Source organism: Sphingobium fuliginis (genome assembly GCF_004152845.1).
GTDB classification, from domain to species: domain Bacteria; phylum Pseudomonadota; class Alphaproteobacteria; order Sphingomonadales; family Sphingomonadaceae; genus Sphingobium; species Sphingobium fuliginis.
In genome coordinates, this window is record NZ_SEON01000002.1 from 655,912 (window position 1) to 678,571 (window position 22,660).

The 22,660-nt window shown below is 64.5% G+C and carries 22 protein-coding genes and 1 tRNA gene; 12 read left to right on the forward strand and 11 right to left on the reverse strand.

Annotation, left to right across the window (positions count from 1 at the left end; translation table 11 throughout):
* Nucleotides 1-86 precede the first annotated feature (86 nt).
* Entirely contained in the window at nt 87-1,112 is a 1,026-nt protein-coding gene (gene thiS / locus EWH10_RS07925) for a sulfur carrier protein ThiS (protein ID WP_082166098.1), read from the reverse strand.
* Nucleotides 1,113-1,222: 110 nt separating this feature from the next.
* Between thiS and aroQ the strand changes: the two genes are divergently transcribed.
* The 4 genes from aroQ to arsC all read left to right on the forward strand — a co-directional run bounded on the left by aroQ (nt 1,223) and on the right by arsC (nt 3,945).
* Entirely contained in the window at nt 1,223-1,663 is a 441-nt protein-coding gene (aroQ, locus tag EWH10_RS07930) for a type II 3-dehydroquinate dehydratase (RefSeq protein WP_044661384.1), read from the forward strand.
* Between the two features lie 84 nt (nt 1,664-1,747).
* A complete protein-coding gene (gene accB / locus EWH10_RS07935; RefSeq protein WP_025772776.1) occupies nt 1,748-2,233 on the forward strand; it encodes an acetyl-CoA carboxylase biotin carboxyl carrier protein in 486 nt (161 codons plus the stop codon).
* A gap of 14 nt (nt 2,234-2,247) precedes the next feature.
* Nucleotides 2,248-3,594, forward strand: a complete 1,347-nt coding sequence (accC, locus tag EWH10_RS07940) for an acetyl-CoA carboxylase biotin carboxylase subunit (RefSeq protein ID WP_065847289.1) — start codon at nt 2,248-2,250, stop codon at nt 3,592-3,594.
* A gap of 6 nt (nt 3,595-3,600) precedes the next feature.
* Nucleotides 3,601-3,945, forward strand: coding sequence for an arsenate reductase (glutaredoxin) (gene arsC / locus EWH10_RS07945; protein WP_044661382.1), 345 nt, complete (start codon nt 3,601-3,603; stop codon nt 3,943-3,945).
* 522 nt (nt 3,946-4,467) lie between these two features.
* Here arsC and EWH10_RS07950 read toward each other — a convergent pair.
* From EWH10_RS07950 to EWH10_RS07980, 7 genes are all read right to left on the reverse strand, one after another.
* Nucleotides 4,468-5,823 (reverse strand): sensor histidine kinase, encoded by a 1,356-nt coding sequence (locus EWH10_RS07950; protein WP_044661381.1) that lies wholly within the window; start codon nt 5,821-5,823, stop codon nt 4,468-4,470.
* The gene (locus EWH10_RS07955; protein WP_025551099.1) at nt 5,820-6,539 is read right to left on the reverse strand and encodes a response regulator; all 720 of its coding nucleotides are present in this window, start codon (nt 6,537-6,539) and stop codon (nt 5,820-5,822) included. The genes EWH10_RS07950 and EWH10_RS07955 overlap by 4 nt, the downstream gene beginning before the upstream one ends.
* Before the next feature lie 73 nt (nt 6,540-6,612).
* Nucleotides 6,613-7,263: an EF-hand domain-containing protein gene (locus EWH10_RS07960; protein WP_044661380.1), complete on the reverse strand. Its 651-nt coding sequence runs from the start codon at nt 7,261-7,263 to the stop codon at nt 6,613-6,615.
* Between the two features lie 174 nt (nt 7,264-7,437).
* A complete protein-coding gene (locus EWH10_RS07965; protein WP_025551103.1) occupies nt 7,438-8,655 on the reverse strand; it encodes an argininosuccinate synthase in 1,218 nt (405 codons plus the stop codon).
* A 160-nt stretch (nt 8,656-8,815) separates the two neighbouring features.
* Nucleotides 8,816-9,754, reverse strand: a complete 939-nt coding sequence (locus EWH10_RS07970) for a hypothetical protein (RefSeq protein ID WP_130029935.1) — start codon at nt 9,752-9,754, stop codon at nt 8,816-8,818.
* A gap of 179 nt (nt 9,755-9,933) precedes the next feature.
* On the reverse strand, nt 9,934-10,128 hold the full coding sequence (locus EWH10_RS07975) for a DUF4169 family protein (RefSeq protein WP_044661379.1): 195 nt from the start codon (nt 10,126-10,128) through the stop codon (nt 9,934-9,936).
* A gap of 27 nt (nt 10,129-10,155) precedes the next feature.
* Nucleotides 10,156-10,229: transfer RNA gene (locus EWH10_RS07980), tRNA-Gly, on the reverse strand.
* Between the two features lie 110 nt (nt 10,230-10,339).
* On the opposite strand from EWH10_RS07980, the gene EWH10_RS07985 reads away from it, so the two are divergent.
* The 4 genes from EWH10_RS07985 to EWH10_RS08000 all read left to right on the forward strand — a co-directional run bounded on the left by EWH10_RS07985 (nt 10,340) and on the right by EWH10_RS08000 (nt 15,738).
* A complete protein-coding gene (locus tag EWH10_RS07985) occupies nt 10,340-11,254 on the forward strand; it encodes a LysR family transcriptional regulator (RefSeq protein ID WP_044661378.1) in 915 nt (304 codons plus the stop codon).
* A gap of 127 nt (nt 11,255-11,381) precedes the next feature.
* On the forward strand, nt 11,382-13,496 hold the full coding sequence (locus EWH10_RS07990; RefSeq protein WP_044661377.1) for a TonB-dependent receptor domain-containing protein: 2,115 nt from the start codon (nt 11,382-11,384) through the stop codon (nt 13,494-13,496).
* A 106-nt stretch (nt 13,497-13,602) separates the two neighbouring features.
* Nucleotides 13,603-14,718, forward strand: a complete 1,116-nt coding sequence (locus tag EWH10_RS07995; RefSeq protein ID WP_044661376.1) for a DUF47 family protein — start codon at nt 13,603-13,605, stop codon at nt 14,716-14,718.
* Between the two features lie 18 nt (nt 14,719-14,736).
* Nucleotides 14,737-15,738: an inorganic phosphate transporter gene (locus tag EWH10_RS08000; RefSeq protein ID WP_044661375.1), complete on the forward strand. Its 1,002-nt coding sequence runs from the start codon at nt 14,737-14,739 to the stop codon at nt 15,736-15,738.
* Nucleotides 15,739-15,799: 61 nt separating this feature from the next.
* On the opposite strand, the gene EWH10_RS21715 is transcribed toward EWH10_RS08000, so the two are convergent.
* Complete coding sequence (locus EWH10_RS21715) at nt 15,800-15,967, reverse strand: hypothetical protein (protein WP_007682549.1); 168 nt, start codon at nt 15,965-15,967, stop codon at nt 15,800-15,802.
* A 123-nt stretch (nt 15,968-16,090) separates the two neighbouring features.
* On the opposite strand from EWH10_RS21715, the gene EWH10_RS08005 reads away from it, so the two are divergent.
* The gene (locus EWH10_RS08005; RefSeq protein WP_044661374.1) at nt 16,091-17,506 is read left to right on the forward strand and encodes a helix-turn-helix domain-containing protein; all 1,416 of its coding nucleotides are present in this window, start codon (nt 16,091-16,093) and stop codon (nt 17,504-17,506) included.
* Between the two features lie 76 nt (nt 17,507-17,582).
* Here EWH10_RS08005 and EWH10_RS08010 read toward each other — a convergent pair whose 3' ends face one another.
* On the reverse strand, nt 17,583-19,286 hold the full coding sequence (locus EWH10_RS08010) for an AAA family ATPase (RefSeq protein ID WP_207212578.1): 1,704 nt from the start codon (nt 19,284-19,286) through the stop codon (nt 17,583-17,585).
* A 373-nt stretch (nt 19,287-19,659) separates the two neighbouring features.
* The gene (locus EWH10_RS22105; protein ID WP_065847285.1) at nt 19,660-20,490 is read right to left on the reverse strand and encodes a cold-shock protein; all 831 of its coding nucleotides are present in this window, start codon (nt 20,488-20,490) and stop codon (nt 19,660-19,662) included.
* Nucleotides 20,491-20,737: 247 nt separating this feature from the next.
* On the opposite strand from EWH10_RS22105, the gene EWH10_RS08020 reads away from it, so the two are divergent.
* From EWH10_RS08020 to EWH10_RS08030, 3 genes are read left to right on the forward strand one after another with little or no spacing between them, the layout of a single operon-like run.
* On the forward strand, nt 20,738-21,355 hold the full coding sequence (locus tag EWH10_RS08020; RefSeq protein WP_025552208.1) for a ribonuclease D: 618 nt from the start codon (nt 20,738-20,740) through the stop codon (nt 21,353-21,355).
* Nucleotides 21,356-21,366: 11 nt separating this feature from the next.
* A complete protein-coding gene (locus tag EWH10_RS08025; RefSeq protein ID WP_044661371.1) occupies nt 21,367-22,014 on the forward strand; it encodes an LPS export ABC transporter periplasmic protein LptC in 648 nt (215 codons plus the stop codon).
* Nucleotides 22,014-22,577, forward strand: a complete 564-nt coding sequence (locus EWH10_RS08030; RefSeq protein ID WP_044661370.1) for an LptA/OstA family protein — start codon at nt 22,014-22,016, stop codon at nt 22,575-22,577. The genes EWH10_RS08025 and EWH10_RS08030 overlap by 1 nt, the downstream gene beginning before the upstream one ends.
* Nucleotides 22,578-22,660: the final 83 nt, after the last annotated feature.

Below are 22,660 nucleotides of genomic sequence, written 5' to 3' on the forward strand. Positions count from 1 at the left end.
CATGACCGCCCCGTCCTGCCCCGTTCAGACACCATCCTACAGGCTCCTGCCTCCGCGGGAGCATGGCGCACCCTCTTGCCAGCGCCTCAGATCAGCCCAGCCAATGGACTTGAAGGATCGGCATACATGCGCTTCGCCATCCGTCCGGCCCGATAGGCCATCCGGCCCGCCTCGACCCCGGCCTTCATCGCGGCGGCCATCAGCACCGGGTCCTTCGCCTCGGCAATGGCCGTGTTCATCAGCACGCCGGTGCAGCCCAGTTCCATCGCCTCGGCCGCTTCGGAAGCCGTCCCCACGCCCGCATCGACCAGCACCGGCAGCCGGGTCCCTTCCACGATCAGCCTTATCGTCACGCGATTCTGGATGCCCAGCCCCGACCCGATCGGTGCGCCCAGCGGCATGATCGCCACCGCGCCCGCATCCTCCAGCCGCTTCGCCGCAATGGGATCGTCCACGCAATAGACCATCGGCTTGAAGCCTTCCCTGGCCAGTATCTCCGTCGCACGCAACGTTTCCACCATGTCGGGATAGAGCGTCCGCGCCTCGCCCAGCACTTCCAGCTTCACCAGATCCCAACCGCCCGCCTCGCGCGCCAGGCGCAAGGTGCGGATCGCCTCCTCCCCCGTGTAGCAGCCCGCCGTATTGGGCAGATAGGTGATCTTCCGGGGATCGATGAAATCCGTCAGCATCGGCGCCTTGGGGTCCGACACATTGACCCGCCGCACCGCCACGGTGACGATCTCCGCCCCCGAAGCCGCGACGGCCGCCGCATTCTGCTCGAAATCCCTGTACTTGCCCGTGCCGACGATCAGCCGCGAACGGAAGGTCCGGCCCGCCACGGTCCAGCCATCCTCATCCACCGCCGGGACATCGCCGCCGCCCGCGACCGGATGGTCGCCACCGCCAACGAAATGCACGATCTCCAGTTCGTCGCCATCGTCGACGCACACCTGCGCCAGCGTCGATCGCGGCACCACCTCCAGATTGCGCTCCACCGCCACCTTCTCCGGCACGAAACCCAGTTCGCTCGCCAGCTCCGCCAGCGTCATGCCCGCACGCACGCGGCGATGCTCGCCATTGATATGGATGGACACGGTTCCGTCGACGCTCAATGCTCTGTCCTGTCAAACAAGGTGTCTCGACTTGGCGCGACACGAAGGGCTAAAGATCAGCGCGCATATAGGGGCGTCGACGCCCCACCCGCAACCATAAGGGGACCGCCATGGCCGAAACGCGCAAAATCTATGTCCTGAACGGTCCCAACATCAACATGCTCGGCACGCGGGAGCCTGAAATCTACGGCTATGACACGCTGGACGACATTGCCGAGCGGATGGAGGACGCCGCCAACCGCGCCCATGTCGAGATCGATTTCCGCCAGTCCAACCATGAAGGCCATCTGGTCGACTGGCTGCAGGAGGCGCATGCGGAGGGCGCGCACGCCGTCATCCTCAACGCCGCCGGCCTTACCCACAGCTCCGTCGCGCTGCACGACGCGATCAAGGCCATCACGGTCCCGGTGATAGAGGTGCACCTCTCCAACCCCCACCGGCGCGAGGAATTCCGCCACAAAAGCTATGTCGGCATGGCGGCGAAGGGGACCATCGCGGGCTTCGGCGCCCTGTCCTACATGCTCGCGCTGGAGGCGGCGCTCGAACTGTAGCTCGACGCACATAAGTTGCGCTCCGGCGCAAATGCGCATAGGCGCGGGCATCGGAACACGAAATTCACCGTCCAGGGACTGAAAATGAACGACAAGGCTGAAAAGGGCGCAATGCAGGTGGACGTACAATTGGTGCGCGATCTCGCCGCGCTGCTCGACGACACCAACCTGACGGAAATCGAGGTGGAGGACGGCGACCGCAAGATCCGCGTCGCGCGCAAGGTGGGCGGCGGCGCCGTCACCTATGCGCCCCCGCCCGTCGCCGCCGCTCCGGTCGCCACGGCCGCGCCGGCCGCCGCCCCCGCTCCGGCCGAAGCCGCCGCCCCGGCCGTGGCCGCCAACGCCATCCGCTCGCCCATCGTCGGCACCGCCTATCTCGCCGCCGAACCGGGCGCTGCGCCCTATGCCGCCGTCGGTTCGACCGTAAAGGCGGGCGACACCGTGCTGATCGTCGAAGCCATGAAGGTCATGAACGCCATCACCGCGCCCCATGCCGGCACGGTCAAGGCCGTGCTGGTCGATAACGGCCAGCCGGTCGAATATGACCAGCCGCTGATCGTCATCGAATAAGGGCCGCTTCACACATGGCCATCGAAAAGCTGCTGATCGCGAACCGGGGCGAAATCGCGCTCCGCATCCATCGCGCCTGCCATGAAATGGGCATCAAGACGGTGGCGGTGCATTCGACCGCCGACGCCGACGCCATGCATGTGCGCCTCGCCGACGAAGCGATCTGCATCGGCCCGCCCGCGGCGAAGGACAGCTATCTCAACATCGCCGCGATCATCTCCGCCGCCGAAATCTCCGGCGCGGACGCGATCCATCCCGGCTATGGCTTCCTGTCGGAAAACGCCCAGTTCGCGGAGATCGTGGAGGCGCACAACATCGCCTTCGTCGGTCCCAAGCCCGAACATATCCGCATCATGGGCGACAAGGTGGAGGCAAAGCGCACCGCCGGCGCGCTCGGCCTGCCGCTGGTTCCCGGCTCCGACGGCGCGATCTCCGACATCGCGGAAGCGAAGGAAATCGCCGCGAAGATCGGCTACCCCGTTCTCATCAAGGCGGCCTCTGGCGGCGGCGGACGCGGCATGAAGGTGGTGCCTTCCGAAGACCAGCTCAAAACGCTGATGAAGCAGGCCGGCTCGGAAGCCAAGGCCGCCTTCGGCGACGACACCGTCTATATGGAAAAATATCTGGGCAATCCCCGGCATATCGAATTCCAGGTCTTCGGCGACGGCAACGGCAACGCCATTCACCTGGGCGAGCGCGACTGCTCGCTCCAGCGCCGCCACCAGAAGGTGCTGGAGGAAGCGCCCTCCCCCGTCCTCTCCACCGCCGAGCGCGACCGGATGGGCGAAGTCGTGCGCAAGGCGATGGCCGACATGGCCTATCGCGGCGCGGGCACCATCGAATTCCTCTGGGAAGACGGCGAATTCTACTTCATCGAGATGAACACCCGCCTGCAGGTGGAGCATCCGGTGACGGAGATGATCACGGGCGTCGATCTGGTGCGCGAACAGATCCGCGTGGCGGAGGGCAAGCCCCTCTCGGTCGAGCAGAAGGACCTGGTCTTCACCGGCCACGCCATCGAATGCCGCATCAACGCCGAAGACCCGCGCACCTTCGCGCCCTCGCCGGGCACCGTCACCAGCTATCATGTGCCGGGCGGCATGCATGTCCGCGTCGATAGCGGCCTGTATCAGGGCTATAAGGTGCCGCCCTATTATGACAGCATGATCGGCAAGCTGATCGTCTATGGCCGCACCCGCGAAGGCGCGATCATGCGCCTTCGCCGCGCGCTGGAGGAATATGTGATCGAGGGGATGAAGACCACGATCCCGCTCCACCAGAAGCTGCTGACCGACCCGGACTTCCTCAACGGCGACTACACGATCAAGTGGCTGGAAGAGTGGCTGGAACGTGAGGGATAAGAAGGCATGAGGGCGACCATCTGGCACAACCCCCGCTGCTCCAAGTCGCGCGCGGCGCTCGCGATCCTGGAAAATGCACCGGGGGTCGACATAGAGGTCGTCGAATATCTCAAGACTCCGCCCAGCCGCGCCGAAATCGAGGCGGTCCTGAAGAGGGCGGGCGTCCGCCCATCGGAAGCCGTCCGCAAGGGCGAGGGCATAGCGAAGGAAATCGGCCTGGACGTGTCGGACGACAAGGCCGTCCTCGACGCGATGGCCGCGCACCCGATCCTGATCGAACGCGCCATCGTGATCACGGACAAGGGCGCGCTGATCGCCCGGCCGCCAGAACGGGTGAGCGAAGTCCTCTAGCCTGCGTCATTCTGCGCTCGACCCAGGGCCAAGGCCGAAATGGAAGACGAAAAAGGGTGGAGAGCGGACACCCGCTTTATCCCTCTCCCTTGAGGGAGAGGGCTGCGCAGACTTGGCAGCTTGCTGCTTAGTCGTAGCTGGGTGAGGGGGTTGCGATCCAGGGGATCGCGCGGGCCGCAGGCCCGCTCCTCCCTCATCCAAATCAGCCTGGGCTCCTTCGCCGCCAAGACTTCCTATTCTTCTCTCTCAAGGAAGAAGGAAGGTCTCGAATTGGCCAATTTACAGCCATTCTGCTCCCGACCTTGCGCCAAGCCCCCCGCAGGAGCATGTGACCCAAGCGCAACAGGCTCCTGACAAAATATCCTATTTCCCCGACATGACCCAATTCGGCCTGTCCTATTGTCCGCCGGCCGGCCTATCGCCCACCCCTCTTTGAAACGTCCGACGCATTGCGCGACGCGCCTACGCGCGCCCGGGCACGCGCGCGCATACACTGTGAACTTCGGCTGAAAATCGCCGTTTTCAGGCCGGCAGAACCAGACTCGCTTCCAATCCGCCCTGCGCCCGGTTGGCGAGCTTCAGCGCGCCGCCATGTTCGGTCATGATCGCCCGAACCAGCGCCAGCCCCAGGCCGGCCCCGCCAGTGTCCCGATTGCGCGAGCCCTCCAGCCGGGTGAAGGGCTCCATCATCTCTTCCATCCGGTCTTCCGATATGCCGGGTCCATCGTCCGCCACGATCAGCCGGATGGTGCCATCCCCTCTTTCGACCGAGACATGAGCCCGCTCGCCATAGACGATGGCATTCTCGATCAGGTTGCGCAGCGCGCGGCGAATCTGTTGCGGGCGCACATTGGCGACCGCGCGATCGCTGTCGGCCAGATCGACCGGAGATCCGAGTTCCAGAAAATCCTCGACCACGGCGTCCGCCAGCGCCGACATATCGACCTTCTGCCGGGCTTCGCTGCTGCGACCCGCGCGGGCGAGCGAGAGAATATCCTCCAGCATCCGGTTCATCTCGTCGATCGTCTCGGACATGCGGGCGCGCTCGCCCTCGTCCTCCACCGATTCGGCGCGCACGCGCAGCGAGGCCAGGGGCGTGCGCAGGTCATGGCCGATGGCGCCCAGCATCCGGTCCTTCTCGTTCAACATCGCAAAGATGCGGCTGCGCATCGCGTTGAAGGCTATGGTGAGCTGCCGCACGTCGCCGGGGCCGCTTTCCTCTACCGGGTCGGCCGATCCGGTGCGGGCGAACTGCTCCGCCGAAAGGGTCAACTGCTTCAATGGCCGCGCCAGCCTGCGCCCGACCCAGAGCAGCGGCAGCAGCACGATCGCGTAGAGGATCAGCGTCTGCCCCACCAGCCATCCGCCGAAGCGCGGCGGCCGGTCCCCGATGCGCGTCTGCGTCAGCGCCCATTTGCCCGGCTGATATTCGACCGCCATCGCCAGACGCGTCATATGCACATGATCATGCCTGCCGCCGGCCGCGCGCATGCGGAAATTGTCCCAGCGCCGCAGCGGCAGCAGCTGCGGCTGTTCGGCCGCACGGATGGAGCGGACCGAAAGGCCGACATCGTCGAACATCGCCCTCGCGCGGCGCTCGACGTCCGGCCGGGCTTGCCCCGGCAAGGGCGGGGCAGCATCCAGGAAGCGCACCCTTCCCCGCCGATCCGCCTCGTCGCCGCCGCGCCGGTCCGGCCGGTTGTCGAGCGCGTCGACGATGCGATAGACGCCCGGCGCGGTCTGCGCGGTCAGCTCGATCCGTTGGCGCTCGCGCAGCAACAGGGTGAAATTGATCGCCTGCGCCACGAACAGCGCCAGCGCGACGAGGATGATGATCTGGCCGACGACGCTCTGCGGCCAGAGGCGCAGCCGCCTCACAGCTTCCGCACGTCCGCGGACAGGGTGTAGCCGCCGCCCCAGACCGTCTTGATGAGGGTCGGGTTCTTCGGGTCCGGTTCTATCTTCTTGCGCAGGCGGCTGATCTGGTTGTCGATCGCCCGGTCGAAGGCATTGGCCTCCCGCCCCTGGGTGATGTCCAGCAACTGGTCGCGGCTCAACACCTGATTGGGCCGGGTGGCGAAGGCCAGCATCAGATTATATTCCGCCGTGGAAAGGGGCAACGCCACCCCCTCGCCGTCGACCAGCGTGCGTTCCTGCGTCTTGAGCAGCCAGTTGGCGAAGGCATAGGTTGCGCCATCGGGGGCCGTGACCCGCTGCCCGCCGGTCGCGACGCGGCGGAAGATCACCTTGATGCGGGCGACCAGCTCGCGCGGGGAAAAGGGCTTCAGCACATAATCGTCCGCGCCCATTTCCAGCCCGACGATACGGTCCGTCTCCTCCGATTTCGCGGTCAGCAGGATCACCGGAATCTCGCTGGTCTCACGGATGTGGCGGCAGAGCGACAACCCGTCCTCGCCCGGCATCATGATGTCCAGGATCACTAGGTCGATGGCGTTGGCGTTAAGGCGCATCCGCGCTTCCGACGCATTTTCGACGGCCGTCACGCGAAAGCCGTTGCGGCCGAGATATTGCGCCAGCGGCTCGCGGATCGAGCGCTCGTCGTCGACGAGCAGCAGATGGGGTCGTTCGCTCATGGTCCGGTTCTTGTCATGGCTGGATGCGGGTGGGAAGGGCGAAGGCGCGCAATCGACGCCTTCACCCCTGCCCTCAATTGGCGGGCGGCGGCCCCTTGCGGTCGCGCCACCCGTCGCGGAAGGCCTGCCGCGCCGCCTTCATCTCATCGGCGGTCACCTTGCCGTCATGATTGGCGTCGGCCTTGTCGAACATGGCGAGCGGGCGGGCCATGAATTCGGCCTTGGTGACGGTGCCGTCCTTCTTCATTTCATCGCCCGGACCGCCGCGCATGCCCTGTGCCCCACCATATTGTCCGCCACCATGCTTTCCCCAACCGCGATGGCCCCAGCCATGGCCGTCCGGCCCGCCGGGCTTGCCCATGCGGTCGTGCATGCCGTCCCGGCCCCGATGCCCGGCGGCAAATTCCGCCTTGCTGATCTGACCATTCCTGTCGGTGTCCAGCGCGGCGAAGCGTTCATCGAGCCGCTGCTGACGGAGGACTTCGCGATCCGCCTGGTCGAGCTTGCCGTCCTTGTTGGCGTCCAGCCTGGCGAAGCGGGCTTCGAGGGCGGCGGTCAGTTCCACCTTTGTGACGGCGCCGTCCTTGTTGGCGTCGGCCATCATCAGCATGCCGCCGCCGCGCGGTCCGGCGCTGTCGTCCTGAGCGAAAGCAAGGTGCGAAGCAGCGAGCCCGCCGACGAACAGCGAGCCCAGCGCCACCGTGGTCATGAATTTGCGGATCATGGAAATCTTCCTTCAAAGCGTCTGTCACGAACGGCGCGCTGCCGTCCTTGCAGATGCTTATCGGGGAGTTTTGTCCCGCAATTTTGTCACGTCACCCGATAAAATGTCGCAATTTGTATCGGGCGGAGGCTTGGCTTCGGTTCCAAACCTCCTTCGCGGGGATGACAATCAAATTCAACGATCGCGGCGTCCCAGCAGACGCAGGCGAAGCGCGTTCAGCTTGATGAAGCCCGCCGCGTCGCGCTGGTCATAGGCGCCCGCATCGTCCTCGAAGGTCACGACCTTCTCGCTGTAGAGCGAATAGGGCGACTTGCGGCCGACGACATAGACGCCGCCCTTGTAGAGCTTCAGGCGAACCGTGCCGGTCACCTTCTCCTGGCTGAAGTCGATCGCCGCCTGCAGCATCTCGCGCTCGGGCGAGAACCAGAAGCCGTTATAGATGAGTTCGGCATAGCGCGGCGCCAGTTCATCCTTCAGGTGCGCGGCCCCCCGGTCGAGCGTCAGTTGCTCGATCCCGCGATGGGCGAGGTGGTAGATGGTGCCGCCCGGCGTCTCATACATGCCGCGCGACTTCATGCCGACGAACCGGTTCTCGACCAGATCGAGGCGGCCGATGCCATGCTTGCGGCCATAGTCGTTGAGCGTTTCCAGCAAGGTCGCGGGCGACATGCCGACGCCATTGATCGCCACGCCGTCGCCGCGCTCGAAATCGATGGTGATATATTCGGGCGCGTCGGGCGCATCCTCCGGATTCACCGTGCGCGAATAGACATAGTCCGGGGTTTCTTCCCACGGATCTTCCAGCACCTTGCCCTCCGAAGAGGTGTGCAGCATGTTCGCGTCCGTCGAGAATGGGCTTTCGCCGCGCTTGTCGCGGGGGATCGGAATCTGGTGCTTCTCAGCGAATTCGATCAGCCTGGTGCGGCTGGTGAGGTCCCATTCGCGCCAGGGCGCGATCACCTTGATGTCAGGCGCGAGACCGTAATAGCCAAGTTCGAAGCGCACCTGGTCATTGCCCTTGCCGGTCGCGCCGTGGCTGACGGCATCCGCCCCGACCTGCTTCGCGATCTCGATCTGCCGCTTGGCGATCAGCGGCCGGGCGATGGACGTGCCGAGCAGGTAAAGTCCTTCATAAAGCGCGTTGGAGCGCATCATCGGGAAGACATAGTCCTTCACGAATTCCTCGCGCAGGTCATCGATGAAGATATGCTCTTCCTTGACGCCCATCAGACGCGCCTTGGCGCGGGCGGGCTCCAGTTCCTCGCCCTGTCCCAGATCGGCGGTGAAGGTCACCACCTCGCACTGGTAGGTCTGTTGCAGCCATTTCAGGATCACGCTGGTATCCAGCCCACCTGAGAAGGCAAGAACGATGCGGTTGATCTGGTCGGACATGGGCAACTTTCCTTGAAGCGGGCCTGGGCGGCCATGCAATTACCGGCGGGCCGGTATCAGGCCGGGCGATCCAACGCAACCGCAACGGCGGAACTATCGCATGACGAAGGGGATGCCGATCGGAACCGGCATCCCCTTCCCTCAAGGAATCGAATCGGGCTCAGCTCGTCCGCGGCTTGAAGACGCTGTCGCGGCGCCGGTCGGAACCGAAACGATAGACCGTCTGCGTGGCCGCAGGCGCGGGCCTGGCTGATACTGGCGGCGCTGCCATGGTTTCCTCCGCCGCCGGGGTCGCCGCCTGCTTCTGCCGCTGCGCGAGGAGGAATTTTGCGCGGGTCATGCGCTTGGCGTGGGTTCGGAACGGGTTTTCCGGGCTGGGCGGCGCAGCCACCATCGCTTCCAAGCTGCTTTCCTCCTCGCTCCGCGCAGGAGCAATCGCGGGCGGCGGCGTCATCAGCGGCATGGCGGGAGCAGGTTCCGCAGGCATGGGCTGGATCACCTCGCCCTCCCAATGCTCCTCGCCTTCCCACTGCTCCTCACGACGCTTGCGCCTGCGCAACAGGGCAGCGCCCGCGAGGCCCGCCATCAGCAGCGAGCCGCCGCCCAGCGCCCAAAGCAGCGCGGGATCGATCCCGGCTTGCGACGGAGGAACCGGCGCCGGCCTGACAGGAGCGGCGGCTGCTGGCGGAGCGGCCGCCTGTACAGGCGCCGGGACAGGCGCTTCGCTTTGTACCGGGGCCGTAGCGCGTTGCGGGGACGCGACAGGCTCGGTCCGCGCTGCCGTTCGGGTCGCTGGCCTTGGTGCGCGCCGCTCCACCGGAGCCGCTACCGCAGTCTGCGCCTTCTCCTCCGCCTGCGATGCCGCGATGGCGGCATCCAGCCGCTGTTCGACCGAAGGCGTCGATTGAACCACAGGCTGCGCGGGCGCAAATGCCGGAGCGGACGAAGCTGGCGGTTGCTCCGGTTCCGCGGCTGGATTGACAATCACCGGCTGGCTCGGCGGCACGATGGTCTGCGCGAGCAGCGGAGGCGAACTGAAAGCCAGAACAGCGGCAATCGCGGCCCTGGCGGGGCGAAGTGAGCGAATGTTTCCAGTCATAGCCATGATCAAACCCGCGAGCCTCACGATTCAGCGCAAAGCCTGAAGGCTATTCCCGATCAATCGAGCCAAAGGGCCGACGAAATGATCAGAACAGGGCCAATATGAACATTCGTTCATTTTGATGGATGATGTTTTAGACTTTATATTCTTGCCTGTGGTTCAGAATCAGCGATCTATTATTTGGGACTATCATCCCTATTGTCACGGCGCGCGCCTTCGATCAGCCGCCTGTTCCGTTCTTCTTCCGCTGACTGCGCCAGACGTTCCGCCTTGGTGCGGCCGAATTTGACGCGATTGCCCTGCGCCTGGCGTTCCTTATCCGCCCGAGCCTTCGCCTTGCGCGCCTGTCGTAGATTGACGATGTCGCCCATGGGCGTGGACGGGCCTCCATGAGGGGATGGAGCGGGTAGCGGGGATCGAACCCGCATCACAAGCTTGGAAGGCTAGTGCTCTACCATTGAGCTATACCCGCCCGTCAGGCTGAGCGCCCTGCCATCTTTGGGCGGCCTTCGTCAATATGCCAAAGCGATATTCACCCAATATCGGCCTTAACCCCGCGCGATATTTGCACTATCAGGGGCCATGGCCACGCCTTCCCTGCGCCAGTTGGATATATTCGCGCAGATGGTGGCATCGGGCAGCCTCTCGCGCTGCGCCAGCGATCTGGGGATCACGCCCGATGATGTCGCGCGCGATCTGGCCTCGCTGGAGCTGCGTCTGGGCTACCGCCTCTTCGACGATCTTGCCGGCGCCCCGCGCCTGACCGCTGCGGGCCGGAAAACGGCGGAGGCCATGACCCTGTTGTCGCAGGATCAGCCGGAAAACTGGGGGGTCGATCAGGCGGACGGCATGATCCCCGCCACCCCTCCGTCGGAATCGGCGCCATCGCGGCAAAGCATCGTCCTGGCCGCGCCCGCCCCGGTCTTCGGCCATTTCCAGGAAGCGCTGGCCGCGTTCGAGGCCGCGAATGACGACATCGCCATCACGCTTGACCTGACGATCCACCTGGCCGACGAAGCTGCCTGGGCGCTCCGCCGGGGAAAGGCCGACATCGCCTATTTCTATGCGTTGGGCGAGACGAATGAGCCATCCTCCCGCTATGGCTGGTCGGAGCAGATCAACCTCTATGCGGGCGCGGAGCATCCGCTCGCCCGCCGCGACAGCGTTGCGACCGGAGAGCTTGCCGCCATGCCGACATTGGCGATGGAGCCGCGCAACGGCCTGCGGCGGATCATCGACGAGGCGCTGCTGCGCGGCGGCGTCCGGCTGGGCGATCCGGTGCTGGAAACCGACAATCTGTTCGACATCATGACCATATTGCGCGAAGGGGCGGGCTGCTTCGCCGCCTTCGGCCCCCTCGCCCGCGACCTGGGCCGGATGACCGGGATCAGGCGGGTCGCGCTCGAACGTCCGCTCCCGGCCATCGAAGTGCGGCAGGCTCTCCGCCCGGAAAGCCCGGCTGCGGTTGCCGCACTGGCGGAATTCCTCTTTCTCTGATCGTCCGCTGCGACTGGCTGAGCCGATTTCGCGGGCAAGCGATCGATCCCGCGCCGAGCAGTATTGATATGCTATATCATTTCAGATAGGAGAGCACATCTCCTCCCATTCAAGGATGACGAACCGAATGTATCGTTCCGCACTGTTGCGTGCCGGTTGCGCCTTTTCCGCATTGTCTGCCGCCCTTCCCGTCTTCGCTCAGGACGCACCCGCCGACGCGGCGCCCCAAGCCTATCATGATCAACGAGCGGACATCGTCGTCACCGCCATCATTCCACGCCGGCAGGGCGATATTCTTTCAGGAACGTCGGTCGTATCCGGCGAAGAACTCACCCGGGCGCTGCGCCCCACCATCGGCGACACTCTGGCGCACCAGCCCGGCGTCTCGGCAACCTCCTTCGGCCCCAATGCTTCCCGCCCCGTGCTGCGCGGCTTCCAGGGCGAGCGCGTGCGCATCCTGACCGACGGCATCGGCAGCTTCGACGTGTCGAACACCTCCGTCGACCATGCCGTGGCGATCAATCCCCTCACCGCCGACCGGATCGAGGTGCTGCGCGGCCCTGCGGCGCTGCTCTACGGCTCCTCCGCCATTGGCGGCGTGGTCAATGTGATCGACAGCCGCATCCCCCGCCGCGTGCCGGACGAACCGATCCACGTCGACGGCATCGCCACCTATGGCAGCGCAGCCAATGAACGCACTGGGTCGGGCGAGATCGAGGCCCCCATCGGTGACAAGTTCGTTGTCCATTTCGACGGCAGCTATTCCAAGAGCGGCGATCTGGACACCGGCAGCTATATCCTGACCCCCGCCCTGCGGGCCCAGGCGAACGCCAGCAGCGATCCGGAAATCCGCGACCTTGCCACCCTGCGCGACAAGTTGCCCAACAGCGCGGCGCGGACATGGGAGGTGGCGGGCGGCGCGGCGCTCATCACCGATGGCGGCAATCTGGGCTTTTCGGTGGCGCATACCGACAATTTCTACGGCGTGCCGGTCCGCTATTCGCTCGATCCCGATGGCGAAGCGGAAAAGGTGCGGCTGCACATGAAGCAGGATCGGGCCGACCTGCGCGCCGAACTGCCCGTCAATGGCGGCTTCCTGGAATCGATCCGCCTGCGCGCGGGCTTCGCCGATTATCAGCATCAGGAGATAGAGGAGACGGGCGAGGTCGGCACGACATTCTACAACCAGTCGATCGAATCCCGGCTGGAACTGGTTCAGGCCAGGCGCGGCGGCTGGGACGGCGCGATCGGCGCGCAGTTCTTTGCACGCAACTTCCACGTGGTGGGGGAAGAAAAATTCCTGCCGCGCAACGAGACGGAGCAACTGGGCTTCTTCACGCTGCAATCCTTCGACCTCGGCACCACCCGGGTCGAGCTGGGCGGGCGTTATGAACATACGCGGGTCGGGGCCGATGCGGACGAGACGCTGCTCAATCCCGCCTATCATCGCAGCTTCAATGCACTTTCCGGTTCGCTGGGGATCAGCCAGGAACTCGCTCCGGGCTGGCGGGTCGGGTTGAACCTGTCCCGCACGGAGCGCGCTCCTTCGGCCGAGGAGCTGTTCGCCCGCGGCAACCATGCGGGAACGCAGGCCTTTGAACTCGGCAATCCCGATTTCGGGCTGGAAAAGAGCTGGGGCATCGAAGGCACGCTGCGCGGCCAGGGCAATGGCTATACCCTCTCGCTTTCCGCCTATCACAACTGGTTCGACGGCTATATCTACGATACGCTGGCCGACGACAGCGTCTGCATGGCCGCCAATGGCGGAGAACCGCTGGATTTCCCCTGCTACCAGAATCTGCAGGCGAATGCTCGCTATCTCGGCTTTGAGGCGGAAGGCACGGTGAAGCTGGGGCAGATCGGCGGCTATGCCCTCAACCTGGATGGCGTGGCCGACTATGTGCGCGCCACCATCGTCGGATCGGGTCCGGCGCCGCGCATACCCCCGCTTCGCCTGCTGGGCGGCGTGGAATTGCAGGGCGACCGGCTGAGCCTGCGGGGCGAGGTCGAGCGCAGCTTCGCCCAGAACCGCATCGCGGACACCGAAACGCCGACCGACGGTTTCACGCTGGTCAACGCCTCGCTCTCCTTCAAGCCGCTCAAGGGCAATGACCGGACCACCATCACCCTTTCCGCCAACAACATCTTCGATGTGGAGGCGCGGCGGGCGGCCAGTTTCCTGAAGGATTACGCCCCCCTGGCGGGACGGGACATCCGCCTGACGGCCCGCCTGTCGATCTGATAACCTGGTTGATTGCGCAATGTGACGATTTCGTTACAAGGCGCGGATGGACCAGGGGTGGGCGAAACTCGATCGGATGCGCCGGCGGGCGTATAAGGGCGGCTGAATGCGTCAGATCGCCGCCCTTCCCTATTCGACCGGCCCCGACGGGTCGATGCGTATCCTGCTGATCACCTCTCGCGATACGCGGCGCTGGGTGATTCCCAAGGGCAATCGCATCAAGGGCATGGCCGGCCACCGCGCCGCAGAGCTGGAGGCTTATGAAGAGGCGGGCATTCACGGCATTGCCTGCCCCGCGCCGCTCGGCCGCTATCGCTATGACAAGAAACGGCGGCGGGGCGACACGAAAGAGGCGACGGTCGAGGTTTTCCCGCTTGCGGTGACGGGCCAGTTGTCGCAATGGCCCGAACAAGGGCAGCGGGAACTGCGTTGGTTCCCCGTTGCCGAAGCTGCAAAGGCTGTCGACGAACCCGATCTGCAATCCATCATCGCCGCTTTCCGCGAACCGCCCCGGGACCCGGGCCTGTTCGTGCGGACGTTGCTGCGGGTCAAGGAATGGCAAAGCGAAAGGACTGGAATGCTGCGCTGGTTTCACGCGCTGATGCCCAAGCAAGGGCGCTTTTTCGAGCAGTTCGAGGATCATGCCGCGACTTTGGTCGCCGGCGCCGATGCGCTCGCCAAGCTGCTGAAGGGCGGGCCGGACATCGACGCCCACATCAAGGAGATTTCGGACCGGGAGCATGAGGCGGACGACATCATCCGCGAAGTGCTGCAGGATGTGCGCCGCATCTTCGTGACGCCGTTCGACCGCAGCGCCATTACGGGGCTGATCGGGGTGATGGACGACGCCATCGACCAGATGAACCAGACGGCGAAAGCCATCGCGCTGTTCGAGGTGAAGGAATTTCCGTCGCAGATGCAGGACATGAGCGCCCTGATCGTCGAATGCGCGCGGATCACGGCGGAGGCGATGCCGCTGCTGCGGTCGCTGAACCTGAATTCGGCGCGGCTGCATGACCTGACCGAACGGCTGGTGAAGCTGGAGGGGCATGCCGACATCCTGCATGAGGCGGGGCTGAAAGCGCTCTACAATCAGGCGCGGCAGGGCAATCCGATGGATTTCGTCGTCGGCAACGAAATCTACAGCCATCTGGAGAAGGTGACGGACCGGTTCGAGGATGTCGCCAACGAGATTTCCGGCCTGGTCATCGACCACGCCTGATCCGGCCAGAGCAGATAGATGGAAGCCCATATCGCCTTTCCGCTGCTGATCGCGCTGATCGGGGTCGCGCTGCTGTTCGATTTCCTGAACGGGCTGCACGACGCCGCCAATTCGATCGCGACCATCGTGTCGACGCGGGTGTTGAAGCCGCAATATGCGGTCGCCTGGGCGGCGTTCTTCAACTTCATCGCCTTCCTCTTCTTCGGGCTGCATGTGGCGGAGACCGTGGGCAAGGGCATTGTCGACGCCAGCATCATCGATCCGGCGGTGATTTTCGGCGCGCTGATGGGGGCCATCGCCTGGAACCTCATCACATGGGGGCTGGGCATCCCCTCCTCCAGCAGCCATGCGCTGATCGGCGGGTTGCTGGGCGCGGGGACGGCCAAGGCGGGACTTTCCGCGGTGGTGTGGAGCGGGGTGTTCAAGACCAGCGCCGCCATCGTGCTGTCGCCCGCCATCGGGCTGGTGCTGGCATTGCTGCTGGTGCTGGTCGTGAGCTGGATTTTCCGGCGCTTCACGCCGCAGGGGGCGGACCGGGTGTTCCGCAAGATGCAGCTTGTGTCGGCGTCGCTCTATTCGCTGGGGCATGGCGGCAATGATGCGCAGAAGACGATGGGGATCATCGCGGTGCTGCTCTATTCGCAGGGCATGCTGACGGGCGGGTTCCATGTGCCCTTCTGGGTGGTGCTGAGCTGTCAGGCGGCGATGGGCCTTGGGACGCTGCTGGGCGGGTGGAAGATCGTCCACACCATGGGGTCGAAGATCACGCGGCTGACGCCCGGACAGGGATTTTGCGCGGAGACCGGCGGGGCGCTGACGCTGTTCCTGGCGACGCATCTGGGCGTGCCGGTGTCGACGACCCACACCATTACCGGCGCGATCGTGGGCGTCGGGGCTTCGCGGCGGCTGTCGGCGGTGCGGTGGAACGTGGCGTCGAGCATCATCGTCGCCTGGGTGGTGACGCTGCCGGCGGCGGCGGTGATCGGCGCGGCCTTTTACGGGCTGACGCGGCTGTTCTGACGGGAAAAGGGCGCGGTCGGTTTTTCCGCCGCGCCCTTCCCTCTCCTGAACCCTGAAACGCTCAGCTCACCCGGCCGAGGCGGTGGTAGAGATTGGCGTATTTGACAGATTCCGGCTTGTCCTGAACCTCGCGCAGATAATGGGCGATGGCGGTTCGGATCAGGCCGAAATCCTCCTGGGAGAAAACCGCGCGGGAGCGGGCGGGCTGGGGTGCTTCGGTCGTTTCCATGGGTCTTCCTTTCCGTTGGGATGACGCATCAAACCATGAACGAGTCGGTCAATGAAGGCCGATTAGTGAAGCGGTGTCATGCGGTGACTTGTTCATATTGTCATTTTTTGACATAGTGACAGTATGGCGGATGATCGGAAACTCTATCTGGGGCCGAAGCTGCGGGTTTTGCGGCGGGAGCTGGGGCTGAACCAGACGCGGATGGCGGAGGAACTGGGGGTGTCGCCCAGTTACCTCAACCATCTGGAGCGCAATCAGCGGCCATTGACGGCGCAGATGCTGCTGCGGCTGGCCAATGTCTATGACATCGACATTCGCGATTTCGTCGCCAGCACGCAGGAAGGGGCCGCCAGCGCGCTGGGGGAGATATTGTCCGACGCGCTGGTGCGCGACATCGGCATCGCCCGCGACGAAGTGCTGGAGGTCGCGGAAAATTATCCGGGGGTGAGCGAGGCGATCAGGCGATTTTACCGGGCGCTCAGCGATTTGCGGCGCCTGCCGGAGCAGGTGGCGTCCGGACTGGCGGGGGCGCCGGGGAGCGTGGCGCCGCTGCATGCGCCGCTCGACTGGCTGCGCGAGACGATCGCGCGGGCGGGCAATCATTTCGCGGAGCTGGATGCGGCGGCGGAGTCGCTGGCGGGGGAACTGGGCGACGATCCATCGGCCTTGCAGGCGGGCATCCGGGCGCGGCTGAAGGAGCGGCATGGCATGGCCGTGCAGATCGTGCGGGAGGATGTACTGGCGGGAACGCTGCGCCATTATGACATGCACCGGCGGCGGCTGTTGCTGAGCGAGCGGCTGGCCTCTTCGGGGCGGCTGTTCGCGGTGGCCTATCAGCTTTGCGCGCAGGAACTGGCGGACGCCATAAGCGGGCAGGTGACGCGGGCGGGGCCGCCGGACGAGGACAGCCGCCGCCTCGCCGGAATCGCGCTCACCAACTATGCGGCGGCGGCGCTGATCATGCCCTATGACCGTTTCGCCAAGGCGGCGGAGCAGAGCCGGCACGACCTGCCGCTGCTGCGGGCGCGCTTCGGCGTGTCGATGGAGCAATTGGCGCATCGGCTGACCAGCCTGGGGCGGACGGGGGCGCGGGGCGTGCCCTTCTTCATGGCGAAGGTGGACCGGGCGGGCATCGTGTCGAAGCGCTTCGACGGGGAGGCGTGGCCCTTTGCGCGGCTGGGGGGCACCTGCCCGCGCTGGGACGCGCATGAGGGGCAGGCGCCGGATGCGGTGCATACGCAACTGATCGAGACGGTGGACGGGCGGCGCTTCGTCAGCCTGACGGTGGGGTTGCCCAAGGAGGGCGGCGCGCGGGGGCGGTCGGTGATCGCGCTGGGCTGCGAGGCGAAGCATGGGGCGCGGATCGTGCATGCCGACGGGATCGATCTGGAGAAGGGCGCGGCGACCGGGGTGGGGCCGACCTGCCATCTGTGCGAGCGGCGGGGGTGTCCGGATCGCGCTTTGCCGCCGGTGACGCGGGCGCTGGATCTGCATGGCTATGAGCGGACGGTGGCGCCGTTTCCGTTTCGGCGGGTTTGAGGGGATTTTGGCCGGAACCGGAAAGGCAGCTTCCCCAGCATGGACGCAAAAATCGGTGTTCGGAGTCTACCGCAAGTTAAGCCTCTGCCGGTGCTGGCCCTACTTCATCACCCGCTTGCGGCGCTACCTTGTTGAGATACGCCTCGATTTTGTCGAGTGCGGGACCGAACGCTACAAAGTCGTCGCCCGTCCCATGCTCGCACATCCTCTGGCATAGTTCAGCCTTGCGAAGAGTTTTTCGAGTGAGAACATCCCCATTCGGCTTCCGGCTTTCAATCGCCTCATAATCAGCCTCGGTAATGGATGCTTCCGCCAGGAGATTTTCGATTCCTGCCCGCACTTTCGAGTTTCCGTCATTCGTCGGCATGCTTATTACTGAAACAATGCCATGGTCCGCATCGGCCTTATTCACATCGTTATCGTATAAAAGAAGGATCGGTCTATTCGAGAGCTTAGGATTTGCGCGAAGCACCGCGAGGGTATGGTCAAGTGCCGCCTTGCCGGTATGAAACCCTTGACCGCTTTCGTCCTTAGCGCCGATCCACTGAACATCACAGCGTTCAAGCAGTTCATTGCGACCGAGCAATTGAGCAGCGCGACGAATGTAAGGTGTGTCGGTTTCCCCTTCGACGAATATGATCGGAAGGCCTGTCTGTGCTGTCTCTGAAAGCAGCTTCTCATTGAATGCTTCGGTCGCCGTCAGAGCCTGCATCGCTTTGCCAAACTCAGAGTAGGTTTCAGCAGTGACGGAATGCCCGCCGGGCATTTCGACGAGCTGGAAACCGTCGGTACCGAACTCCTTCTCCATTCCCAGCACGAACAACGGTGAATGGCTTGAAATTATGAATTGAACGCGAGGAAATAGCTTAATCAGCGAGGGTAAAATTCGATGTTGAAGATCGACATGTATGTGCGAGTCGATCTCATCGACAATGCAGATTCCTTCAATCGACGCGAGATCGAGCGCATGACCACTGCTTGATTGATCCCCATACCGCAGAAGCGTGCCAAAAAGACCCAACAGAATCGACTGTCCTCCCGAAAGGGCATCGAGGTTGGGCAGGAAAAGCTCATCTCCTCGCGCGACTGCGAGCTTATCGGGCGACTTTCTCCCCAACCAAACAAATCTGACATCTTCGTCGTCAAGTACGCGACGTAGAACCAAGTTGCATTGGGCGAGTACCAATTCCGACATCAGTGTTGCGTTCACGTCGCCCCTGACTTGAAGCTGCAAGGCTTGTTCCGGGCCGACTGCCAAACCGATGTGCGCTCTGGATTCAAGGATAACGGAAATCAGCCATTGCTTTATTTGGTCAAGGCTCCGCTCAACGAAAATAGGTTTCCGCAAACGTTTAGCGAATGCGGCAAACACATCGAACTCAGTCTCCGGCAACGATTCCCTGTTGAGCCAGTACGGTATTTCGGACCGGCTGGACGGGAAGTAGGCATAAACCCCGTCCCCAAAGATGCGGCGTGATACTTCGTCCCCGACAGGAAACTCCTTCACTGAGCCTTCCGTCGGCCAGTTGACAGCCCCAGCGAGATCAGCGGACACCCTTTCCCTCGCTTGAACTGGATCGACGGTGCCAGCCTTCTCTTTGTAAATAAGGCTTTCACCGCCATGCTCGAACCGCAAAAGCGTGAATCCGCCAAGTGTGCCCACTGTGGTCGTTCGACCGCCGACCACCCTGAACCAAGCTCGGCCAGCACCTCTGGCAGGAAGCACGTTCTCATAGTGCACAGCAGCGGCCTCAAAGAGCGCATCAGTGATGAGAGACAAGATATTCGTCTTTCCGCCACCATTGGCTCCAACGAGCACAATAGGTCTCGGGGCGCCCTCGCTGCTGAACGCAAGATCTAGGTCGATCCGCCGGAGCGGACCACTGTTCTCGATGACTGCCTGTTTCAGATACATACTGCAATTAAAGCTACTATTTAGGATGGGGCAAGAGCGACAGTAGATATCGTCCTCTGGAGGGGCCATTTTGCGCCGCGAGCAAACACTCGGGACGCTGCTGATAGAGGGTGCATCTCGAAACGCTGAATGACCGGATTAGGCGCAAAGCTGCCTATCAAACCTAGCATGAAACAAAAAAGGGGCCGCCGGGCAGGCGACCCCTTTTATCCTCTCCCTAAAGCGGGCAGGCTGTTCTTTAGTCGGCCTTCGTCTGAAGGTTGACGGCCGCATATTTGCCGCGGCGGTCTACTTCCAGTTCGAAGTCGAGGCGGTCGCCTTCATTGAGGGCGCTCATGCCGGCGCGTTCTACGGCGCTGATGTGCACGAATGCGTCGGGCTGGCCGTCGTCGCGCTGGATGAAGCCGAAGCCCTTCATGGCGTTGAAGAACTTGACCGTGCCGCTGGCGCGTTCGCCGGTGAGCTGGCGCTGCGGGCCGCGGTCGCCGCCGCCCGGACGATCGCCGAAGCCGCCGGCGCGGGGTTCGCGGGGGGCGCGTTCGGTGACGGGGAGCGGTTCGCCCTCGATCTTGAGATCGGTGGCCGACACCTTGCCGCCGCGATCCACCAGGGTGAAGCCGAGCGGCTGGCCTTCGGCGAGGCCCGTCAGGCCCGCCTGCTCGACGGCGCTGATGTGGACGAACACGTCTTCGCCGCCATCGTCGCGGACGATGAAGCCGAAGCCCTTCTGCCCGTTGAAGAATTTGACCACGCCGGTGCCTTCACCGACGACCTGCGCGGGCATGCCGCGGCCACCGCCGCCGAAACCGCCGCCGCCGCCGCCGCGACCACCGCCAAAGCCGCCGCCACCGCCGCCGCCGCCGAAACCGCCACGGTCGCCGCCGAAGCCACCACCGCCGCCGCCACCGAAGCGGTCGCCGCCGCCGAAGCCACCACGATCACCACCGAAACCGCCGCGGTCGAACCCACCGCCGAAGCCGCCACGGCCGCCTTCATAGAAACTGTCGTCGCCGAAACTGTCGCGCTTGTCCTTGCCGCGCCCGCCGCGGCGACCTCTATCAAAACTCATGCCCTGTTGGTCACTTTCGCTTCGCCCCAGACTAAACCAGACAAGCATGTCGGGCGAATGACATGCAGAATCCACCGCTCACGCGCGGTTTGGGAATCACTATATCAACTTTTCCGGGACAGGCGAATGATTTTTGAGGCGGGTAAAAGGCCTGAAAATGGCGGCTTTGCGACCGCCCCGGTCGCCTTTCGTTCCCGGTCGCCAAGGGGCGATTGCGAACCGGCGGCTTTGGCCATAGAGGGGAATCATGACCGTCCATTTCCATGAAGAGGATTTGCCCGAGGGCGTCCTTGCCCCCGGCCCGATCGCCGTCGACACCGAAACCATGGGGCTGATCACGCCCCGCGACCGCCTGTGCGTCGTGCAGATCAGCGACGGCGGGGGGGACGAGCATCTGGTCCGCTTCAACCCCGGCAGCGATTATGCCGCGCCGAACCTGCGCGCGGCGCTGGCCGATCCGGAGCGGCTGAAGCTCTATCATTTCGGGCGTTTCGACATTGCGGCGATCCGCCATTATCTGGGCGTGGTGGCGGCGCCCGTCTATTGCACCAAGATCGCGTCGCGGCTGGTGCGGACCTATACCGACCGGCATGGCCTTAAAGAACTGGTGCGCGAGCTGCTGGGGCAGGAGATCAGCAAGCAGCAGCAGTCGAGCGACTGGGGCGCGCCCGTGCTGTCCGACGCGCAGAAGGATTATGCGGCGTCGGACGTCCGGTACCTGCATGCGTTGAAGGCGGAGCTGGACAAGCGGCTGGTGCGCGAGGGGCGGATGGAACTGGCGCAGGCCTGTTTCGATTTCCTGCCGCACCGGGCGGAGCTGGACCTGGCGGGTTGGCCGGAGATCGACATCTTCGCGCATATGTGAGGGCTGAACCCATGTCGATACAGGCCGATCAGCAACGCAATGTGCGCCGTCACTGGGCGCGGCCGGGGGGGAGCCACGACCGGCTGGTCGGGCTGCTCAAGAACTGGTTGCCGGTGTCGGTGGGCGTGCTGGCGGCGTTGCTGGCGACGGCGCCCTTCACCGGGGGGGACAAGGTGAGCTTCGTGCTCGACAAGAACAAGGTCGAGGTGGCGAAGGAGCGGATGCGCGTGACCGAGGCGCTCTATCGCGGGGAGGACAGCAAGGGGCAGCCCTTTTCCCTGCGGGCGGGTTCTGCCGTGCAGAAGAGTTCGCGCGAGCCGATCGTCGACCTTAACGACATGTCGGCGCGGATCCTGCTGTCCGACGGGCAGGCGCTGCTGCGGGCGCAGAAGGGGCGGTACGACATGGATACGGAGCGGGTCGCGATCGACGGGCCGGTGCAGTTCCAGTCGGAGGGCGGATACCGGATGACCACGCGGGACGTGGGCGTGGACCTCAAGACGCGGCGGATGCAGAGCGCGGGGCGGGTCGACGGGCGGATACCCATCGGGACGTTCAGCGGCGATCATCTGGAGGCTGACCTGAGCGCGCGGACGGTGACGCTGAACGGGCGGGCGAGCTTGCGTATCGAACAAAATGGTCTCAAAGGGCAAAGGTGATGAGAAAGCCCCTTCTTTTGCTGTCGCTGGGCGCGTTGGGCGCGGCGGGCCTCCTTTATGCGGGGGCGGACGCGCAGGTGCTGAAGAATCATGACAGCAATGCGCCGGTCAACTTCACCGCCGACCGGATCGAGGTGCAGGACCGCGCCGACCGCGTCGTGGTGTCGGGCAATGTCGAGGTGACGCAGGCGGGCATGACGCTGAATGCGGCGCGGATGACGGTGGCTTACCGGAACCAGCCGGGGGGCGGGACCGGGCCGGGCGGCGTGGAGATCGACCGGATCGATGCGTCGGGCAATGTCGTGGTGCGCAAGGCGGACCAGACGGCGAAGGGCAATGTCGCGATCTACGACCTCAACAGCAGGCTGATCACCATGCTGGGCAATGTGTCGCTGACGCAGGGGTCGAACCGGCTGACCGGGGGGCGGCTGGTGATCGACCTGACCAGCGGGCGCTCGACCGTGGACGGGCGGGCTGCCGGGGGCGGCGGTCCGGGGGTTTCCGGGAGCGGCTCGGGCGGGCGCGTGTCGGGGACGTTCACGGTGCCGCAGCGGAAGGATTGAGCCGGGGGCGACGTAAGGAGCTTGGGCGACGTAAGGAGCCTGGGCGACGTAAGGAGTCTGGGCGGAGTTGGATGAAGGGGGCG

Bases quoted from the DNA above. Each gene is read 5' to 3' on its own strand.
- EWH10_RS07975 (WP_044661379.1), bottom strand. From the start codon at position 10,128: ATGGGCGACATCGTCAATCTACGACAGGCGCGCAAGGCGAAGGCTCGG.
- EWH10_RS07965 (WP_025551103.1), bottom strand. From the start codon at position 8,655: ATGTCCGACCAGATCAACCGCATCGTTCTTGCCTTCTCAGGTGGGCTG.
- EWH10_RS08020 (WP_025552208.1), top strand. From the start codon at position 20,738: ATGACCGTCCATTTCCATGAAGAGGATTTGCCCGAGGGCGTCCTTGCC.
- EWH10_RS07955 (WP_025551099.1), bottom strand. From the start codon at position 6,539: ATGAGCGAACGACCCCATCTGCTGCTCGTCGACGACGAGCGCTCGATC.
- EWH10_RS08000 (WP_044661375.1), top strand. From the start codon at position 14,737: ATGGAAGCCCATATCGCCTTTCCGCTGCTGATCGCGCTGATCGGGGTC.
- EWH10_RS08030 (WP_044661370.1), top strand. From the start codon at position 22,014: ATGAGAAAGCCCCTTCTTTTGCTGTCGCTGGGCGCGTTGGGCGCGGCG.
- accC (WP_065847289.1), top strand. From the start codon at position 2,248: ATGGCCATCGAAAAGCTGCTGATCGCGAACCGGGGCGAAATCGCGCTC.
- EWH10_RS08025 (WP_044661371.1), top strand. From the start codon at position 21,367: ATGTCGATACAGGCCGATCAGCAACGCAATGTGCGCCGTCACTGGGCG.
- EWH10_RS07960 (WP_044661380.1), bottom strand. From the start codon at position 7,263: ATGATCCGCAAATTCATGACCACGGTGGCGCTGGGCTCGCTGTTCGTC.
- EWH10_RS07970 (WP_130029935.1), bottom strand. From the start codon at position 9,754: ATGACTGGAAACATTCGCTCACTTCGCCCCGCCAGGGCCGCGATTGCC.
- EWH10_RS07990 (WP_044661377.1), top strand. From the start codon at position 11,382: ATGTATCGTTCCGCACTGTTGCGTGCCGGTTGCGCCTTTTCCGCATTG.
- EWH10_RS07985 (WP_044661378.1), top strand. From the start codon at position 10,340: ATGGCCACGCCTTCCCTGCGCCAGTTGGATATATTCGCGCAGATGGTG.
- EWH10_RS21715 (WP_007682549.1), bottom strand. From the start codon at position 15,967: ATGGAAACGACCGAAGCACCCCAGCCCGCCCGCTCCCGCGCGGTTTTC.
- aroQ (WP_044661384.1), top strand. From the start codon at position 1,223: ATGGCCGAAACGCGCAAAATCTATGTCCTGAACGGTCCCAACATCAAC.
- EWH10_RS22105 (WP_065847285.1), bottom strand. From the start codon at position 20,490: ATGAGTTTTGATAGAGGTCGCCGCGGCGGGCGCGGCAAGGACAAGCGC.
- accB (WP_025772776.1), top strand. From the start codon at position 1,748: ATGAACGACAAGGCTGAAAAGGGCGCAATGCAGGTGGACGTACAATTG.
- arsC (WP_044661382.1), top strand. From the start codon at position 3,601: ATGAGGGCGACCATCTGGCACAACCCCCGCTGCTCCAAGTCGCGCGCG.
- EWH10_RS08005 (WP_044661374.1), top strand. From the start codon at position 16,091: ATGGCGGATGATCGGAAACTCTATCTGGGGCCGAAGCTGCGGGTTTTG.
- EWH10_RS07995 (WP_044661376.1), top strand. From the start codon at position 13,603: ATGCGTCAGATCGCCGCCCTTCCCTATTCGACCGGCCCCGACGGGTCG.